This is a genomic window from Rhizobium sp. 05N49, from assembly GCF_056396805.1.
Window position 1 is genome coordinate 137,731 of sequence record NZ_JBFTME010000004.1, and the last position, 17,199, is coordinate 154,929.

Below are 17,199 nucleotides of genomic sequence, written 5' to 3' on the forward strand. Positions count from 1 at the left end.
CTGTTCCATGCCGACCTATCCGGAAACCAGGTTCACAAAGGCGCTGCGCGAGGGGGAATTCCCTGTCATCGTCTCGCTCGCCCGTCACGATCTCGACCTCGCGAAGGCTGCCATCGAGGCAGGTGCGTTCGCGATCAAAGTCCATCTCAACGCCTATCACCGCGCGACCGGCACGACCTTCGGCAGCTTTGCCGAGGAGCGGCGGTTTTTCGAGGACCTTGCAACGCTGGGCGTGCCGCTTCTTGTCATGGCAGGACAAGAAAAGGTTCCGAGCCCGCAGGAGATGGAGGCGCTCGCCGATCTCGGCTTCGAGGGTTTCAATATCTATGTCAGCGATATGCAACCGCATCTGCTGCAATCGAAGCTACGGCCCATTCCGGCGCTTGGCGAGGCGAGCACTGACGAGGATTTGCAAGGCATTCTCGACATTCCCGGTGCGATGATGGAAGCCTCGGTCGCTTCCTTTGCCGACTACGGAAAGCCGCTCGACGAGAGCGATCTTGATCGCTACCGGACCATCGCGGGCAAGGCGGGCATTCCGGTCATCGCGCCAAGCCAGAAGATGTTTGTGCCCGACGATATGCCGAAGCTGAGGGACGCGGGCATTGCTGCCCCTCTGCTCGGCGTTATCGTCACCGGCACGACGCCGGAGAGCATGAGAGCGGCGGTACAGCCGATCGTCGCGGCAATACGGCGATGAGGCTGAGCGCCGGTGGCCGCGGTTTTACTCCGCGGCCAGTCTCGCCTGGTCATTAGCCTCGACAATCGACCGCAGCACGGAGAGTTCCTCGTCCGTCAGGTTCGTGAGCGGCGCGCGCACGGTGCCCGGATCGCGGCCGATGACTTTCAGCCCCGCCTTGATGATGGAGACGGCATAGCCCTTCTTGCGGTTGCGAAGCGCAACGAAGGGGAAGAAGAAATCCTTCAGGATCTGGTCGACGGTCTTCTGGTCGCCCGCCCTGAGCGCTTTGTAGAACCGTTGCGAAAGAGCCGGAACGAAGTTGAAGACAGCCGAGGAATAGGTGGTCACACCAGCGGCGAAATAGGCCTGAGCATAGACTTCGTGGGTCGGCATGCCACCGACATAGACCAGCCGGTCGCCAATCTTGGTGGTGATCTCGATGACCCGGTCGACATCACCGACGCCGTCCTTGAAACCGATGAGATTGGGGCACGCATCACAAAGCTGAGCGATGCTGTCGGCCGACAGGATCGCGTTGTCTCTGTTATAGACGATCACGCCGATGCCGACCGCCTGGCAGACGGCCCTCACATGGGCGACAAGTCCGGCCTGCTCGGCAAACATCAGGTAGGGCGGAAGAAGGAGCAGACCATCGGCACCGGCTTTTTCGGCAGCGCGCGCAATATCGATTGCAAGTGAGGTGCCATAACCGGTACCGGAAATGATGGGCGTTTTGCCTGCGGCAGCCTTGGCGGCGCGGATGACCGCAGGGATTTCGGCCGGATTGAGGGAGAAGAATTCGCCCGTACCGCCCGCGGCAAAAAGTGCGCTTGCGTCAAAACCGGCAAGCCAGCTCACGTGCTCGCGGTATGCGGCTTCGTTGAACCTGTTCTCGCTGTCGAAATGTGTCACCGGGAAGGAGAGGAGGCCGTCGCCCACGGCTTTCTTGATGGCGTTGGGATCCATGTTGAATTCCTTGAATAATTGCTGATTGAAGGTGAGCGCGTCGCTCACATATGACCGGCTTCCATCGCCTCGAGCACTGCGGCGATGTAACCGTAGCAGAAGCTGAAGGCGACGCCCGTCGCGTCGCGACCGCTGATGCGCGGCACGTGGTCCGGCATGACCATGTATTTGTAGCCGACCTCGCGGTAGACCTTGAGCGACCGCACCATGTCCATGTCGCCTTCATCGGGAAAGGTTTCCATGAAGGAGAGCTTGCCGCCGCTGATGTTGCGGAAGTGCAGGTTGAAGATCTTTCCGCGCGTGCCGAACCAGCGGATGATATCGTCGATTTCCTCACGCGGATTGTCGAGCATCTCGCCGATCGAACCCTGGCAGAAATTCAGGCCATGATAGGGGCTCTCGCGCATCTGCACGAATCTCTTCAAGCCGTCGACTGTACCAAGGACACGAGTGACGCCGCGGTAGCCCGGTGGCGTATAGGGATCGTGCGGGTGGCAGGCAAGGCGCACCCTGTTGCTCTCCGCAACGGGAACCACCCGCTCGAGAAAATAGTCGATACGCTCCCAGTTCTCATCTTCCGAGAGGACGCCGGCAAGACCGGGTGCCGCCTGCTGATCGGCCTTGTCCCAGCGAAAAGCCTCGTTGAGCGAACCGCCACGGCCCTTTTCGAGCTCCGTTCGCGGAATGCCTATCAGGTTGAGATTGTATTTCGTGGCTGGGATCCCGGCCTTTGCGCAGTTCTCGATCATCCGGCAGACGGCGTCGATCTGCCGGTCGCGTTCGGGACCGGCCAGCAGGATGTCGGGATAGGACGCGTTTTCGATCGGCCTGGAGGGTAGGGGGAGCTGGACCATGTCCAGCACGAGACCGAAGCTCTCCACGTGATCGCGGTGGCGCTCCAGATCATCAAGTGTCCAGCTGGACGGCGCCCCGGGCGGGTCAGCGGAAATGTGTTTTACGCCCAGTTGGGCAAAAACACGAAAATCATCGTCGTCCCGTGCGGCGACCTGGGTTCCCAAATACACAACTAACCTCCCGACCATTCAAATCATGTCATATGACATAATATGAATTTTTAAGGTTGTCGAGCCTCATTGCTGCTCTGCAAGCATTCGGTATCGTCGCTGGCTTGCCATCATGTGCGCGCGCATGGCCTGCCTGGCACGATCCGGATCCTGCTCCGCAATGGCGGCCAGGATCTCACCATGCTCTGCATGAACCTTTTCGAGATAGGTGCGGTCATTGGCTTCGGGTAAGGTCGGAAACTGTCCGCGCGGGATTGCGCGCGGTCCGAAATGGCGCAGGGCATCGATATAGAATCTGTTGTTCGAAGCATTGGCTATGGCGGTGTGGAATTCATAATCGGCCTCGACCGTGGGCTCACCGCTCTCGATGAGTTGGGCCATTTTTCGGTTGGCTAGTCGAATCGCAGCTTCCTGTTCGGCTGTCCTGCGATAGGCTGCGATAGCGGCGGCTTCGCCTTCGACTGCCATGCGAAACTCCAGCAATTCCAGTGTTTCCGGAATGCTTTTGACCTCGACCGGCGTCAGGACAAGCCTGGCATGCACGTTGGGATCCGACACGAAGACGCCCTTGCCCTGGACGGGCCGGACAAATCCGGCCGCGCGCAGGTCGGCAATCGCTTCCCGCACCACTGTGCGACTCACGCCGAAGGCCGCCTCAAGCTGGGGCTCGGTTGGAAGCTGATCTCCCTCACGGAGCTTTCCCGTCTCAATCTGCATTCGCAACTGGTCGATCATCTGCTGCGCCAAGCGCTGCCTGCCACGCGTGCCCGCCACCATTTTCATTGTTCCCCATTTTCGCGTCCTCTTCCGCATGGCACTTGCAAACGTCTTGGAAAAATCATAGTACGACATACGGACGACATATTATGTCTTGTATAGTAACTCAGGGAGGAGTTGCAATGAAGCATTTTTCCAGAAGCCTGTTTGTTGGTGTCGCTCTCTGCGCGCTGACCTTGGCAGCACCCGCGCTTCGGGCGGCGACGCCTGCCGATCAGCTGGTGATCGGCACCTCGCTCGCCCAGGTTCTTTCGCTGGATCCGCAGCAGGCGACGGAAGCCAAGGCCAACGAGATCATGTCGAACCTCTATGATCGCCTGGTTGCGTCGACGCCTGACGGCAAGATCGTGCCGCAGCTTGCTGAAAGCTGGCAGGTTGATGACAAGGGGATCACCTTCAAGCTGCGCGACGCGACTTTTGCCTCGGGAAACCCGGTCACGTCCAAGGACGTCGTCTATTCACTCGGCCGCTTGCTGAAGCTCGATCAGGCCGCAGCCGCCAACCTGAAGCGCGTCGGCTATACGAAGGATAATATCGATCAACTGGTTAAGGCTGTCGACGACAAGACGGTGCGCGTCGATCTTTCGGACCAAGTGACGTCGGAGCTTCTGCTTTACCGTCTGGCCATGGTCATTGCGAGCGTCGTCGACAGCGTTGAAGTCCAGAAGCATGTCGCCAACGATGACTATGGCAACGCCTGGCTTAGAACCCATTCGGCGGGCTCCGGACCGTTCACGTTGAACCGCTGGGCGCCCAATGAACTTGTCATTCTCGACGCCAACAAGAACTATGTTGCGGGTGCTCCGAAGATGCGCCGCGTCATCGTCCGCCATGTTCCCGAAAGCCAGGTGGAGCGCCTGATGCTGGAACGCGGCGATATCGACATAGCAAGCGCAATGACCGCGTCGGATCTAGCCACCTTCGACAACAAGAAGGGTTTCGAGATCCAGCGTGTGCCCACAGGTGGCTTTTACGTGCTGTCGATGAATGCCGGCAACAAATACCTGTCCAACCCGAAAGTGCGCGAAGCGATCGCCTATGGTATCGATTATAAGGGGATCGAGAAGACCATCATGGGTCCTTACGGGCGTGCCCGTACCGTGCCGGTTCCCGAAAACTTCGAATATGCAATCCCGAGCCCCGACTGGCACCTCGATGTCGCCAAGGCAAAGGAGCTTCTTGCGGAAGCGGGCTTCAAGGACGGCTTTACGCTCAGCCTGAAAACCATCGCACAGACGCCCCGCATCGATCTTGCCACCGCGATCCAGGCTTCGCTCGGCCAGATAGGCATCAAGGTCGACATCCAGCAGGGCAACGGATCGGACATTATCGCGGCCCACCGTGCGCGAAATTTCGATCTGCTCATTCCACAGACTGGTGCCTACATGCCGAACGTGCTCGGAGCGATGGAGCAGTTCGCGTCCAATCCCGACAATTCTCTCGAAGCAAACAATGCCGGCAACTTCGTCTGGCGCTCGGCATGGGACATTCCGGAACTGACCGCGCTGACGGCGAAGGCTTCACTTGAGGCGGACCCGAAGAAACGCGGCGAAATCTATGTCGATATGCAGAAGATGTTCGTGGATCAGAAGCCGGCCGTCCTGCCGATGTTCGAGCGCTTCGAGCCGATCGTGCTGAACGACAAGGTTCAGGGTTATGTCGGCCATCCGARTCAGACGACGCGCCTTGAGGGCGTCACGAAAGCTGAGACCGATTAAGCAAGGTCGCCGATCATGAAGGAACTCTCCGTGAAGGAACTGGCGCGCCGGGTGGGACACCTGGCCGTCAGCCTGTTCATCCTGCTGTGCGTCACTTTCGTGATCGGCCGTATTCTTCCGGCCGATCCGGTCGGAGCGATCGTCGGCGAGCTGGCAGACCCTGCCGCCTATGCCGCCATGCGTCAGAAGCTTGGTCTTGACCTGCCGATCTACCAGCAGTTCCTGATCTACCTGAATGGCCTGGCGCATGGCGATTTCGGAACGGCGGTGCTGACGGGCAATCCGGTCTCCTCGGATCTTGCTCAGGCATTTCCCGCGACATTCGAACTCGCCACCCTGGCGATCCTGATCTCGACCTTTGTCGGCGTCCCGCTTGGGCTGACTGCGGCGCTTTTTCGAGACACGTTCATCGACAAGATCGCCCGGATCGTGGCGCTTGTCGGTCATTCGATCCCGGTCTTCTGGTTCGGCATTGTCGGCCTGGTCATCTTTTACGCCGGGCTGAACTGGGTTGGAGGTCCTGGACGTGTCGATGTCTTCTACGAGGGCATGGTCATGCCACAGACCGGGCTACTGCTTGTTGACAGTCTGCTGCAGGGAGAAACAGAGATCTTCTGGAATGCGCTTGGGCATATCATCCTGCCTGCCGTGATCCTTGCCTATGCCGCCATGGCCTATATCACCCGTATGACCCGCAGCTTCACGCTCGAGCAATTGAGCCAGGATTACGTGATCGCCGCGCGCGCAAAGGGTGTCGGCCCGGCCCGCACCGTCATCGGCCACGTCCTGCCGAATATCGCGGTACAGCTCATCACCATCCTCGCTATTTCCTATGGCGGGCTGCTGGAAGGTGCCGTCGTGACCGAGATCGTCTTTTCCTGGCCGGGTATCGGCCAATACATGACGAATGCGCTGATGATCGGCGACATGAATGCCGTCGTTGCCGCTACCATCATCATCGGTTTCATCTTCATGTTCCTCAATTTCCTGGCGGACATCGCCTACGCGATATTCGATCCGCGAACGCGGGAGGCTGCGCAATGAGCGATGCAATCCAAACCGACCTCACTGTGCGCCCACCGAGCCTGCCGGCACGGATCTCCGGCTCAACGATGAGGATCGTCTCAAGACTTGGGCAGGAACCGCTCGGCATGGCCGGCTTTATTATTCTGGCGGTGCTCTGCGTCGTCGCGATCCTTGCGCCTTGGCTCGCGCCTTATGATCCCAACATCCAGGTCCTGTCCGACGCGCTGCAGCCGCCAAGTGCCGCGCATTGGGCGGGCACCGACGAGTTCGGCCGGGATATTCTGAGCCGCCKGATCTACGGAACGCGGATCACCGTCCAGACCGTGCTTTCGATTTCTCTCATCGTTGGCCCGATCGGCCTGCTGATCGGTGTCGTCGCCGGATTCTTTGGCGGTCGCACCGATGCACTCCTGATGCGGGCAACGGATATCGTCCTGTCCTTTCCCTCGCTGATCCTGGCGCTGGCATTCGCCGCCGCCCTCGGAGCCGGCCTGACGACGGCAATCATCGCCATTTCACTCACCGCATGGCCACCCATTGCGCGTCTGGCACGCGCCGAGGCGCTCGTCGTCAGAAATGCCGACTATGTGGCCGCCGCCCGTCTCTACGGCGCCTCGCCCTTGCGCATCCTCTTTGTCTACATCGCTCCCATGTGCATTCCGTCGGTGATCGTACGTCTGACCCTCAACATGGCAGGCATCATTCTGACCGCCGCCTCGCTGGGCTTCCTCGGATTGGGCGCGCAGCCACCGGCGCCCGAATGGGGGGCGATGATCTCGAGCGGGCGAAAGTTCATGCTCGATTATTGGTGGGTTGCCGTGATGCCGGGTGTCGCCATCCTCGTTACCAGCCTTGCCTTCAACGTGGCAGGTGACGCGCTTCGCGACATTCTGGATCCCCGTCATGCGAGGTCCTGATATGAAGCCAGTTCTCTCCATCGAAGACCTCAATGTCAGCTTCGGCAGGAACGCGGTGCCTGCCGTCTCCCATGTCAGCTTCGATATCGGGCGCGAACGCGTCGGCATCGTCGGCGAGTCCGGGTCGGGAAAATCGACGACCGGTCGGGCGATCATGCGCCTCCTGTCGGCGGGTGCCACCGTCTCCGCAAAGCGCCTCGACCTTGACGGCAGTCCGCTTCTGTCGCTCTCCGAGAGGCAGATGGGAAAGATACGCGGCAAGGATATCGCGCTCATCATGCAGGACCCTCGCTATTCGCTCAATCCCGTGCTGACAGTCGGCAAGCAGATCGCTGAAGCGGCCCGCCTGCATCTCAATCTGCGTGGCGCAGCAGCGACTGCTGCGGCCAAAGCGATGCTCGAGCGCGTTCGCATCCGCGACGCGGAGCGCGTCATGGCGCAGTATCCGCATCAGATATCCGGCGGCATGGGCCAGCGTGTGATGATTGCAATGATGCTTCTCGCCAAGCCGAAGCTCGTCATCGCCGACGAGCCAACTTCGGCGCTCGATGTCAGCGTGCGCAAGGACGTGCTGACGCTGCTTGACGAACTCGTCCGGGAGAATGATTCCGGCCTGCTGCTGATCAGTCACGATATCCGCATGGTCTCCGCCTTCTGTGAGCGGATCATCGTCATGTATGCGGGGCGCATCGTTGAAACGCTGACACGGCTGGAAGATGCCAGCCATCCCTATACGAGGGGACTGATCGCCGCGATGCCGGATCCGCGACACCCCGTCCGGCGGCTTGCAGTTCTCGACCGCTCGAAGATCGACCTGGAGAGAGCATGATGATCGAAGTCCGCGACCTCAACGTCACGTTCACATCCGGCAAACGGCAAAACCATGTCGTCAAGGACATCAGCTTCCGCGTCGCGCGTGGGGAAACTCTGGGTATCGTCGGTGAGTCCGGCTGCGGCAAGTCCACCGTCTTGCGATGCCTGTCGGGCATGGAAAAAGGCTGGTCGGGAGAAATCGCGCTCGCTGGTCGCATGGTCGGCAAGTCGAGAAGCCTCGACGACCTCAAATGCGCTCAGATGGTGTTCCAGGATCCTTACGGTTCGCTGCATCCGCGCCACCGGATCGGCACGGCCCTCGCCGAACCTTTGCGGGCTATGGGCAGGCAGGAGATTTGGCAAACCGTGGAACGTTCTCTGCGCCAGGTCGGGCTGCCGGCCGCATTTGCAAACCGGTTTCCCCACGAACTTTCCGGCGGCCAGCGCCAGCGCGTGGCCATTGCAAGAGCGCTGATCCTGTCGCCGCCGATCCTGCTCCTCGACGAACCGACTTCAGCGCTCGATGTGTCGATACAGGCCGAAATCCTGAACCTGCTGGCGGACCAGCGCGACGAGATGGGACTGACCTACGTGCTCGTCAGCCACGATCTGGCGGTGATCGCCCATATGTGCGATCGCGTGCTGATCATGAAGGATGGCCGGTTCATCGATGAGCTCTCGAAAGACGATTTGCAGGACGGGAAAACGCATGACGAATATGCGCGTGAGCTATTCGAAGCGACTTTCATCTGACACTCGTATTTTGGGATGACGCGACCGAGGTAATGTCGCACCTCGCAGATCTTGGCGAGCTCAGTAACTGATCAGCGAATAGGGCGCATCATTCGATCCGAAGTGAGGCTGGACACCGAGCAGCGGGGCTGCCCGACCAATGATTTCCTTCACCATCGGCGCGGCTGTGGAGGCTGCCGTCCGTCCGCCATGCTCACCGGTTTTCGGGGCGTCGATGATCGCAAGGACCATATATTTCGGCTTGTCCATTGGAAAAGCCGCAACAAAGGCGTTGAAGTTCAGGTCGCTTGCGTAACGCCCATTGACGACCTTGTCGGCTGTCCCGGTTTTGCCGCCGACATTGAAGCCCTCGACCTGGGCGGCACGGCCTGAACCCTTCAGCCCATTCCAGCTGAAGAGATAGCGCATATCGGCACTTGTGCTTTGCTTGACCACGGTTTTCGCCAGCGTTGCAGCTTGTTCGGGCGACCGTGGCAGGAAAGTTGGCGGAATGAGATTGCCGCCATTGATGAGAGATGCGGCGGCGGACGCCGTCTGCAGCGGGGTCGTGGCGACGCCGTGACCGAAGGAGATCGTGACCGAATTGATCTTCTTCCATGTGCGTGGCTGCGTGGGCGTTGCGACGCCCGGCATCTCCGTCTCCACCTTCGACAAAAGTCCGAGCTTGGTCAGGAACTGTTGATGTCCCTCAATGCCGACCATGTCCGCGACCGCCGCGGTGCCGATATTGGACGAATACTGAAAGACCTCCGGGATCGATAGTGGCCTGTGCTTGCCTTTGAAGTCCTTGATCGTGAAGCCGCCCATCCGGATCGGACGCGATGCATCGACGACGGAGTTGAGAGTGATCTTTTCCGCATCGAGGCCCATCGCCAAGGTGAAGCTCTTGAAGGTCGAGCCCATCTCGAATGTCGCATTGCTGATCCGGTTGAACCAGCCTTTCTCGTAATCCTTGTCCACGTTGCCGTCCGCCAATGTGCGTGATGGCTCGTTCGGATCATAATCCGGCACCGAGGCCATCGCCAGGACCTCGCCCGTCTCGACGTCGAGAACGAGTGCGCCGGCGGCTTCCGCCTGATAGGCGTTCATCGCTTTGGCGGCGACTTCCCGGGCGAGGTTCTGGACGCGGATGTCGATCGATAGGCTGACGGGTTCAAGCGGAACTCCGGATGTCAGCCCCACAGCCCTCAGATCGGCCAGGCCTTGCTGGTCGAGATACCGCTCCATGCCGGCCAGTCCTTGATTGTCGACATTGACGTGACCAAGGATATGCGACGCAGCGCGCCCGCCAGGATAGAAGCGACGTTTTTCAGGTCTAAACCCTATTCCAGGAAGGCCGAGGGCAAGGATATCAGCTTGCTGCCTCGGCGTGAGCTGGCGCCGCAGCCACTGGAAGCCGCTGTCCATCTTGAGCTTCTTGTGGGTCTCCCTCCAATCCAGGCTCGGAATGACGACGGCGAGTTTCTCCACCACTTCGTCGGCGTCGATGATGCGACGGGGGTCCGCATAGAGGGAAACCATGTTCAGGTCGGTAGCCAGAAGCTGGCCATTGCGATCGACGATGTCGGGCCGGGAGGCAACGCCGTTTGGATTGCCAAGCGAGCTGGTGGTGGGCTCCTCGGCAAGTCCGTATTGGACAAGACGGCCGCCGATCAGAATAAACCCGCAGACGAAGGCGCCGATCAGAATGCCTAACCGTTGCCGCGTCTTGCCACTCCGCATCTTTCTCGTGCCCGGGATCCTGTCGTCAACGCCGATCCTCTGACGTTCGACGAGGATATGGGATCGACTTTTAATCTTCAGAATTCGGGAGATGATGGTCATTGAGCTGATCCAGAACAGGCGGCGGAAGTCGAAGAAGCACTTCCGAAAACGCGGTGCGTTTTCCGGCCTGTTTCTCCTGGGGCAACTGCTGACTAGATTTGCGTGGAATTATTTAACAGTTCGTTAACCGTCGCTTCCAGAAATGCCACGGGCATAGCCGACGGCGACGTCAAGCCGTTGTATCGATCAATCGCTGCGCGGTGAATTTGTCGGTCACCAGCATGTCGATGACGCCAACACGCAGCGCGCCCGAGATCGCCGCCGTCTTCTTCGCACCGCCGGCCAGCGCGATGACGCGATCCACCCGCGCAAGATCCTCGAGCGGAAGGCCGATGACCCGGTCATCCAGCGGCGTCTTCACCGGTTTGCCGTCCTTGTCGAAAAAGCGCAGTGAAATGTCACCAACGGCGCCGGCCTCGGCGAGATCGGCAAGCTCCCGCGACGAAAAGATGTTGCCCGAACGAGCAAGCAATTCGGACGGCTCCACGGCGCCGATGCCGACAATGGCGAGCGTGATACTGCCGAACAAATCCATGGTCTCGCGGACGAAGGGATCTGACTGCATCAGGAGTCTGGCTTCCCTCGATGTCGTCACGCCCTGTACGGGAAGCAGCTTGGGTTCGGCTCCGGTGAGGCGTGCAAGGCGCGTCGTAAGCTGCGTGGCATGTGTCTGCACCGAAGGGTCGCCCATGCCTCCGAGGGTTTGCACGACGTATTTTACCTGGGCGCTTTTCTGCGGATGGATGTTTTCGACCATCTTGAAGATGGTCTGGCTCCAGCTCGACACCCCGACGATTTCGCCAGGTGCAAGTGTGATCTCCAGAAGATGGGCTGCGGCTTCACCGATCCGGGCCATGATGGCGCCGTCCCGGTCCTCGCTGCACTCGACGACAATTGCTTCGGGAAGGTCGAACTTTTGGCGCAGGGCTCCCTCGAGCTCACTGTAAGTGCCGACCGGCGGGATGACGCTGGTGCGAACAATGTCCTCGGCCTCGGCCCTCTTCAGCATTCGCGAGACCGTCGCCTGGGAAAGCCGCAGATGCTGCGCGATCTCCGCCTGCCGCCGCCCTTCGATGTGGTACATCTGGGCAACCCTGGAGATCAGGCGGAGTTCGTTGAGACGGGACATGGGCGATACCGGCTTGAATTTTTATTCACATTTAACCGGTGTCGGTCGCGACGTCGAGCGGGCCAGCGCATCATTCCATGTATTGAGAAGTCCGGTGCGATCGATCTCTTCGGGGCGGATCACTGTGGTGCTTCTCGGGAGTGCTTCGATCGCGTCGAGATCCTTCCACAGGCCGAGCGAAAGCCCGGCGAGATAGGCGGCACCGAGAGCGGAAGCCTCCGGCGCCTCGCACTGGATGACGGCATGTTCGATCAGGTTCGACACGCATTGCATCAGGAAGCGGTTCTGGCTCGGGCCGCCGTCGACATAGAGAGCGCCGAGCTTGCCGCCGCTCTGGGCGCGCATGGCGGCGATCACGTCATGCACCTGGCAGGCGATCGAATCCGTCACTGAGCGGGCCATCTGGGCGCGGGTCGTGGAAAAGTTGATCTGGGCGAAGAGCGCACGGGCGTCGGAATTCCAGTAGGGGGCGCCGAGGCCGACGAAGGCCGGCACGAATCCCGGTCCGCCCGGCTCAGCCGTCGCCGCAAGGTCGACGAGGGCTGCGACATCGGGAAGGCCCAGAATGTCGGCCATCCACGGAAGGCTTGCTGCCGAAACGAGAATGTTGCCCTCGAAGGCGAAGGTCGGCACGCCGGCGATCCGCCAGGCGACCGTCGTGGTTATCCCGTTTTGCGGCGCGATGAAGCGCGGCAATGTCGTCATGACGGAGGAGCCGGTTCCGAACGTCACCTTGCCATCGCCCGGCTTAAAGGCACCATGACCGAAGAGCGCCGCATGGCTGTCGCCGATAGCAGATCGGATCGGCGTGCCGTCCGGGATGCCGGGAAGGCCGCGCGTCGTGCCGAAATCGGCAGAACTGTCGAGCACTTCCGGCAACAGGGCGATATCGACGCCGAAAATCTGGCCGAGTTCCTCACTCCAGACCTGCCAATTGAGGTCGAACAGCTGGCTGCGGGCGGCATTGGAGGCATCGCAGACGTGGCGGCGCCCACCCGTCAGGCAATGGATCAGCCAACTGTCGACCGTGCCGAGGCGCACTCGGCGCCCGGCTGGTACGCGATCGAGCAGCCAGCGGAATTTCGATCCGGGAAACATTGGGTCGAGTGGAAGGCCGGTCAGCGTTTCCACGCGGTCGAGATGACCTTCGGCGATCAGGCGCTCGCAGTCCGGCGCTGTGCGGCGGCACTGCCAGCTCACTACCGGACCCAGCGCCTCGCCGCTCTCTGCATCCCACATCGTGACGGATTCACGCTGATTGGAAACTGCCACCGCCTCGACAGTAACGTCGGAAACTGTCTTCAGGCAGGCCTCGATCGCTTCGCAAACCGAGGCAAAGATGCGGCGGGGATCTTGCTCGACCCAGCCCGGCTGCGGATAGGAGATGCCGACGGCGGCCGAGCCTCTGGCAAGCACCGCTCCGGTTTCGGAAACCAACACTGCCTTCGAATTGGTTGTGCCCTGGTCGATCGCCAGAATAGCCCGCATCATCTTCTCCTCAAACGAACGGCCGGGGCAGATGCGCGCCCCGGTGCAATAGACCTGCTATCAGATTATTTGCGCTTGATCAGCGCCTGGGCCGCATCGGCGATCGCCGCTGGCGCCATGCCGAATTCGTCGAGGAGGAATTCGGCCGAACCTGTCGGCGCATAGATGCCGGGAACACCAAGACGCTTCATCGGTACGGGCGCGTTGTCGACGACCACTTCGGCGATGGCGGAACCGAGGCCGCCGAAGATCGAATGCTCTTCCGCCGTCACGATCGCGCCAGTCTCGTTGGCCGCCGCAATGATGGCGGCCTCGTCGATCGGGCGAACGGTCGCCATGTTGAGCACGCGCGCCTTGATGCCGCGCCCGGCCAGGATTTCGGCGGCCTTCATCATGCGGTGGGTCAGCGTGCCGTTGGCAATCAGCGTGACATCAGAGCCTTCGCGCAGCAGGTTCGCCTTGCCGACTTCGAACCTGTGACCTTGAGGCAGCAGATCCGGAACGCCGACGCGCGAGAGGCGCAGGAAGCAGGGACCATTATAGCTTGCGGCCCACTCGACCGCGGCGGCAGTCTCGATGCGGTCGCAAGGGGCGATCACGGGCAGATTCGGCAGCACGCGTGTCCAGGCGAAATCCTCGATCGAATGATGGGTCGGGCCGAGTTCGCCGTAAGCCATGCCCGAGGAAATGCCGACGAGCTTGACGTTGGCATTGGAGTAGGAAATGTCGGCCTTGATCTGCTCGAGCGATCGGCCGGTCAGGAACGGAGAGGCGCCGCAGACATAGGGCAAGCGTCCGCCATTGGCGAGACCGGCGCCGACGCCAACCATGTTCTGTTCGGCGATGCCGACATTGACGAGGCGATCAGGGAATTTCGACTTGAAGCCGCCAAGTTTGGAGGAGCCGACCGAGTCGTTGCAGACGGCGACGATGGTTTCATTCTCGGCGGCCAGGCGCTCGAGCGTCGCCGCAAAGGCATCGCGGCAGTCATAGAGCTTCGGTGGGTTTACGGGCGCGTTCATTAGAGTGCCTCCGACAGTTCTGCCAATGCGGTTTCATACTGTTCCTTGCTCGGAACCTTGTGATGCCAGTCGACGCGATCCTGCATGAAAGAGATGCCATGGCCCTTGTTGGTGTGCGCCACGATGCAATGGGGACGGTCGGAGCGATGCTCGAGGGCGGGCACGATCGCGTGCATGTCGTTGCCGTTGATTTCGCTGACTTCCCAGCCGAAGGCCTCGAGCTTCGGGCGAAGCGGTGCGACATCGTTGGTGTCCGAGAGCGAAGCGCCCTGCTGGAACCTGTTGTGGTCGATGATCAAGGTCAGGTTGTCCAGGCGGAACTGGTATGCTGCCATGATGGCTTCCCAGTTCGAGCCTTCCTGCATCTCGCCGTCACCGGTGATGACATAGGTGTGGTATTTCGCACCTGAGAGTTTTGCCGCCTTGGCCATGCCGACAGCAACCGGCAGCCCGTGTCCGAGCGGGCCGGTATTCGTTTCGACGCCCGGCACCTTATTACAGTTCGGGTGGCCGTTCAGACGGGAATGCGGCTTCAGAAAAGTCGAGATTTCCTCTTCCGGAATGAAACCGCGCTTGGCGAGCGTGACATAGAGCGCGCAGGCCGTATGGCCCTTCGACAGCACGAACCTGTCGCGATCGGGATGTCTGGGCTGATCGGGCCAGACGCGCAGCACCCGAAAATACAGCGCTGTGAGGAGATCGATCACCGACATCTCGCCACCGATATGGCCGGCGCCCGCCTCGTATACGGCTTGGAGGTCGCGCAGACGTATCTGGCGAGCAACACGTTCAAGTTCGGAAGGCTCCATCGTTTCCTCTCGTGCATAAATATTCACTATGTTATATTTTTGCATATGAGCGAGCTTAGTCAAGCCCCTTGTTGATTGTCCAGCCTCCAGTATCCGCAGAAAAGCTGGTTGACAGCATCTAAGCAAGTTGTTAATGAATTTTCCAGCAGGCATGAATAAATATTCTTGCTTGAGGAAATAGTGGCCGCCGGCCTTGATCTTTAGGGAGGAACGATGGTGGCGATCGACGTGAATGAACAGAGCCGGCCGTCCGGTACGTGGGTCAGCAAGCTCACGGGAGCAACCGGTCCGCTCATCGGACTGCTTTTGCTCTGCCTGTTCCTGACCTTCAGCACTGATACATTTCTCTCCGTCCGCAATGGTCTGAACATTCTCGACCAGATCACCGTGCTCGGGATCATGGCAGTCGGCATGACCTTCGTGATCCTGATCGGCGGCATCGACCTTTCGGTAGGCTCGGTCCTAGCTCTCGCGATGATGGTGATGGGCTGGACGGCGAATGTCGCCGGTCTGCCGCTCGGCCTCGGCATCGTGGCGGCGCTTATTGCCTCGATGATCAGCGGCCTTATCGTCGGCATCATGGTCACCTGGTTCAGGGTCCCCGCCTTTATCGCGACGCTCGCGATGATGTCGGCTGCGCGCGGCGTGGCAAACATGATCACCGACGGCCAGCAGATCGTGGGCTTTCCCGACTGGTTCATGATGCTGGCCATTGACCGCCATTTCGGCATCCTGACTGCAACCGTCTTCCTGATGCTGGCAGTCGTCGCAGCTGCCTGGATTTTCCTGCACTTCCGCGCAGAAGGCCGCATGCTCTATGCGGTCGGCGGCAATCCCGAAGTTGCCCGTCTTGCCGGCATCAATGTCCAGCTTGTGACTATTCTTGTGTACGTGGCGAGTGCCGTACTTGCAGGTCTTGCCGGTATCGTTCTTGCCGCCCGTCTCGACTCTGCCCAGCCGTCCAGCGGCTTCGGCTACGAACTCGACACGATCGCAGCGGTCGTTATCGGCGGAACATCACTGTCGGGCGGTGCCGGCGGCATCGGTGGCACGCTGATCGGCGTCCTGATCATCGGTGTGCTGCGCAACGGCCTCAACCTGCTCAACGTCTCACCCTTCCTGCAGCAGGTCATCATCGGTGTCGTGATCGTTCTCGCGGTCGGCGCCGAGACAATCCGCAAGCGGCGCGCTGCCTGAACATCAGGCCCGCAGGTGATGCGGGCCGCGTGAAATTCCTCTCCGAAAGGTTTGGAGCGGATCTATTGCCCGAGGGGGAGGATACCCAAGGGTTCACTAACAACGGAGGAACTGACATGAAATTTGCGCGCACTCTGCTCGCGTCTGCTGCCCTGCTTGGTCTCAGCCTCGGATCCGTTCACGCGGCCGAAGTCAAGAAGCTTGGCCTTGCCGTCGCAAACCTGCAGGCAAACTTCTTCAACCAGATCAAGCAGTCGGTTGAAGACGAAGCCAAGAAGCGGGGCATCGAGGTCGTTACCGTCGACGCCAAGGGCGACGGCCCGACGCAGGTCAACCAGATCCAGGACCTTCTGACCCAGAACATCGACGCTCTCATCTATATCCCGGCTGGTGCAGCCGCGGCTACCGTTCCGGTGAAGCTTGCAAAGCAGGCCGGCATCCCGGTCGTCAACGTCGACCGCAATGCCGAAGGTGCTCCGGGCGACACGTTCCTGGCGACGGACTCCGTTGCCTCCGCCAAGGCGGTTTGCGACTACATCCTCAAGGAAGCCGGCGGCAAGGGCAAGATGGTCATCATCCACGGCCAGAAGGGCACCACGCCCGAGCTTGATCGTTCCAAGGGTTGCGCGGAATCACTGAAGGCCAATCCGGACGTCAAGGTTGTTGCCGAACAGTATTCCAACAACTGGTTCCAGGACGAAGGCTTCCAGATCATGCAGAACATGCTGCAGGCCAATCCGGATGTCACGATCGTCTTCGCTCAGGCAGACGCGCTGGCGCTTGGTGCCGCCCAGGCAATCAAGGTTGCAAACCCTTCGCAGAAGATCGTCGTTGGCGGTTTCGATGGTGATACTGCCGCCCTCGAAGCTCTCAGCAAGGGTGTCTTCGATGTGACGGCCACGCAGCAGACCCAGAAGATGGGCCGTGAAGCCGTCGCTAACGCCATCAAGCTTGTCGCTGGCGAAAAGGTTCCGCCGGTTCAGCTTCTCGATGCGACGCTGACGACCAAGGAAAATGTAGCAGGCTTCATCGCCAACCATCCTTAATCAGCCG

At 60.3% G+C, this 17,199-nt stretch carries 16 protein-coding genes; 8 read left to right on the top strand and 8 right to left on the bottom strand.

Annotation, left to right across the window (positions count from 1 at the left end):
* Window positions 1-7 precede the first annotated feature (7 nt).
* Window positions 8-700 carry a hypothetical protein gene (locus tag AC1DF8_RS10255; protein ID WP_113212926.1) on the top strand — a complete coding sequence of 231 codons (693 nt, stop codon included), beginning with the start codon at window positions 8-10 and terminating at the stop codon, window positions 698-700.
* Window positions 701-724: 24 nt separating this feature from the next.
* Here the strand turns inward: AC1DF8_RS10255 and kdgD are convergent, their stop codons facing one another.
* From kdgD to AC1DF8_RS10270, 3 genes are all read right to left on the bottom strand, one after another.
* Window positions 725-1,648: a 5-dehydro-4-deoxyglucarate dehydratase gene (gene kdgD, locus AC1DF8_RS10260; RefSeq protein ID WP_478153312.1), complete on the bottom strand. Its 924-nt coding sequence runs from the start codon at window positions 1,646-1,648 to the stop codon at window positions 725-727.
* A gap of 44 nt (window positions 1,649-1,692) precedes the next feature.
* On the bottom strand, window positions 1,693-2,673 hold the full coding sequence (locus AC1DF8_RS10265; protein ID WP_112546477.1) for a mannonate dehydratase: 981 nt from the start codon (window positions 2,671-2,673) through the stop codon (window positions 1,693-1,695).
* 66 nt (window positions 2,674-2,739) lie between these two features.
* The gene (locus AC1DF8_RS10270) at window positions 2,740-3,450 is read right to left on the bottom strand and encodes a FadR/GntR family transcriptional regulator (RefSeq protein WP_112546504.1); all 711 of its coding nucleotides are present in this window, start codon (window positions 3,448-3,450) and stop codon (window positions 2,740-2,742) included.
* Between the two features lie 122 nt (window positions 3,451-3,572).
* Here AC1DF8_RS10270 and AC1DF8_RS10275 point away from each other — a divergent pair, with 122 nt between their 5' ends.
* From AC1DF8_RS10275 to AC1DF8_RS10295, 5 genes are read left to right on the top strand one after another with little or no spacing between them, the layout of a single operon-like run.
* Window positions 3,573-5,168, top strand: a complete 1,596-nt coding sequence (locus AC1DF8_RS10275; protein WP_478153315.1) for an ABC transporter substrate-binding protein — start codon at window positions 3,573-3,575, stop codon at window positions 5,166-5,168.
* A gap of 15 nt (window positions 5,169-5,183) precedes the next feature.
* Complete coding sequence (locus AC1DF8_RS10280) at window positions 5,184-6,212, top strand: ABC transporter permease (RefSeq protein WP_478153317.1); 1,029 nt, start codon at window positions 5,184-5,186, stop codon at window positions 6,210-6,212.
* Entirely contained in the window at window positions 6,209-7,111 is a 903-nt protein-coding gene (locus AC1DF8_RS10285; RefSeq protein ID WP_478153319.1) for an ABC transporter permease, read from the top strand. The genes AC1DF8_RS10280 and AC1DF8_RS10285 overlap by 4 nt, the downstream gene beginning before the upstream one ends.
* Before the next feature lies 1 nt (window position 7,112).
* Window positions 7,113-7,940: an ABC transporter ATP-binding protein gene (locus tag AC1DF8_RS10290; RefSeq protein WP_478153321.1), complete on the top strand. Its 828-nt coding sequence runs from the start codon at window positions 7,113-7,115 to the stop codon at window positions 7,938-7,940.
* The gene (locus tag AC1DF8_RS10295) at window positions 7,940-8,677 is read left to right on the top strand and encodes an ABC transporter ATP-binding protein (protein ID WP_478153710.1); all 738 of its coding nucleotides are present in this window, start codon (window positions 7,940-7,942) and stop codon (window positions 8,675-8,677) included. Before AC1DF8_RS10290 ends, AC1DF8_RS10295 begins: the two co-directional genes overlap by 1 nt.
* A gap of 60 nt (window positions 8,678-8,737) precedes the next feature.
* On the opposite strand, the gene AC1DF8_RS10300 is transcribed toward AC1DF8_RS10295, so the two are convergent.
* From AC1DF8_RS10300 to AC1DF8_RS10320, 5 genes are all read right to left on the bottom strand, one after another.
* Window positions 8,738-10,501 carry a peptidoglycan D,D-transpeptidase FtsI family protein gene (locus AC1DF8_RS10300; protein ID WP_478153323.1) on the bottom strand — a complete coding sequence of 588 codons (1,764 nt, stop codon included), beginning with the start codon at window positions 10,499-10,501 and terminating at the stop codon, window positions 8,738-8,740.
* A 169-nt stretch (window positions 10,502-10,670) separates the two neighbouring features.
* On the bottom strand, window positions 10,671-11,630 hold the full coding sequence (locus AC1DF8_RS10305; RefSeq protein WP_112546482.1) for a sugar-binding transcriptional regulator: 960 nt from the start codon (window positions 11,628-11,630) through the stop codon (window positions 10,671-10,673).
* Window positions 11,631-11,651: 21 nt separating this feature from the next.
* A complete protein-coding gene (locus AC1DF8_RS10310) occupies window positions 11,652-13,118 on the bottom strand; it encodes an FGGY-family carbohydrate kinase (RefSeq protein WP_113208600.1) in 1,467 nt (488 codons plus the stop codon).
* 65 nt (window positions 13,119-13,183) lie between these two features.
* A complete protein-coding gene (locus tag AC1DF8_RS10315) occupies window positions 13,184-14,140 on the bottom strand; it encodes a transketolase family protein (RefSeq protein WP_478153326.1) in 957 nt (318 codons plus the stop codon).
* On the bottom strand, window positions 14,140-14,949 hold the full coding sequence (locus AC1DF8_RS10320) for a transketolase (protein WP_113202191.1): 810 nt from the start codon (window positions 14,947-14,949) through the stop codon (window positions 14,140-14,142). The genes AC1DF8_RS10315 and AC1DF8_RS10320 overlap by 1 nt, the downstream gene beginning before the upstream one ends.
* A gap of 213 nt (window positions 14,950-15,162) precedes the next feature.
* Between AC1DF8_RS10320 and AC1DF8_RS10325 the strand changes: the two genes are divergently transcribed.
* Both AC1DF8_RS10325 and AC1DF8_RS10330 read left to right on the top strand, forming a co-directional pair.
* Entirely contained in the window at window positions 15,163-16,146 is a 984-nt protein-coding gene (locus AC1DF8_RS10325; RefSeq protein ID WP_113208598.1) for an ABC transporter permease, read from the top strand.
* A gap of 116 nt (window positions 16,147-16,262) precedes the next feature.
* Window positions 16,263-17,192, top strand: coding sequence for a sugar ABC transporter substrate-binding protein (locus AC1DF8_RS10330; protein ID WP_112546487.1), 930 nt, complete (start codon window positions 16,263-16,265; stop codon window positions 17,190-17,192).
* Window positions 17,193-17,199 lie beyond the last annotated feature (7 nt).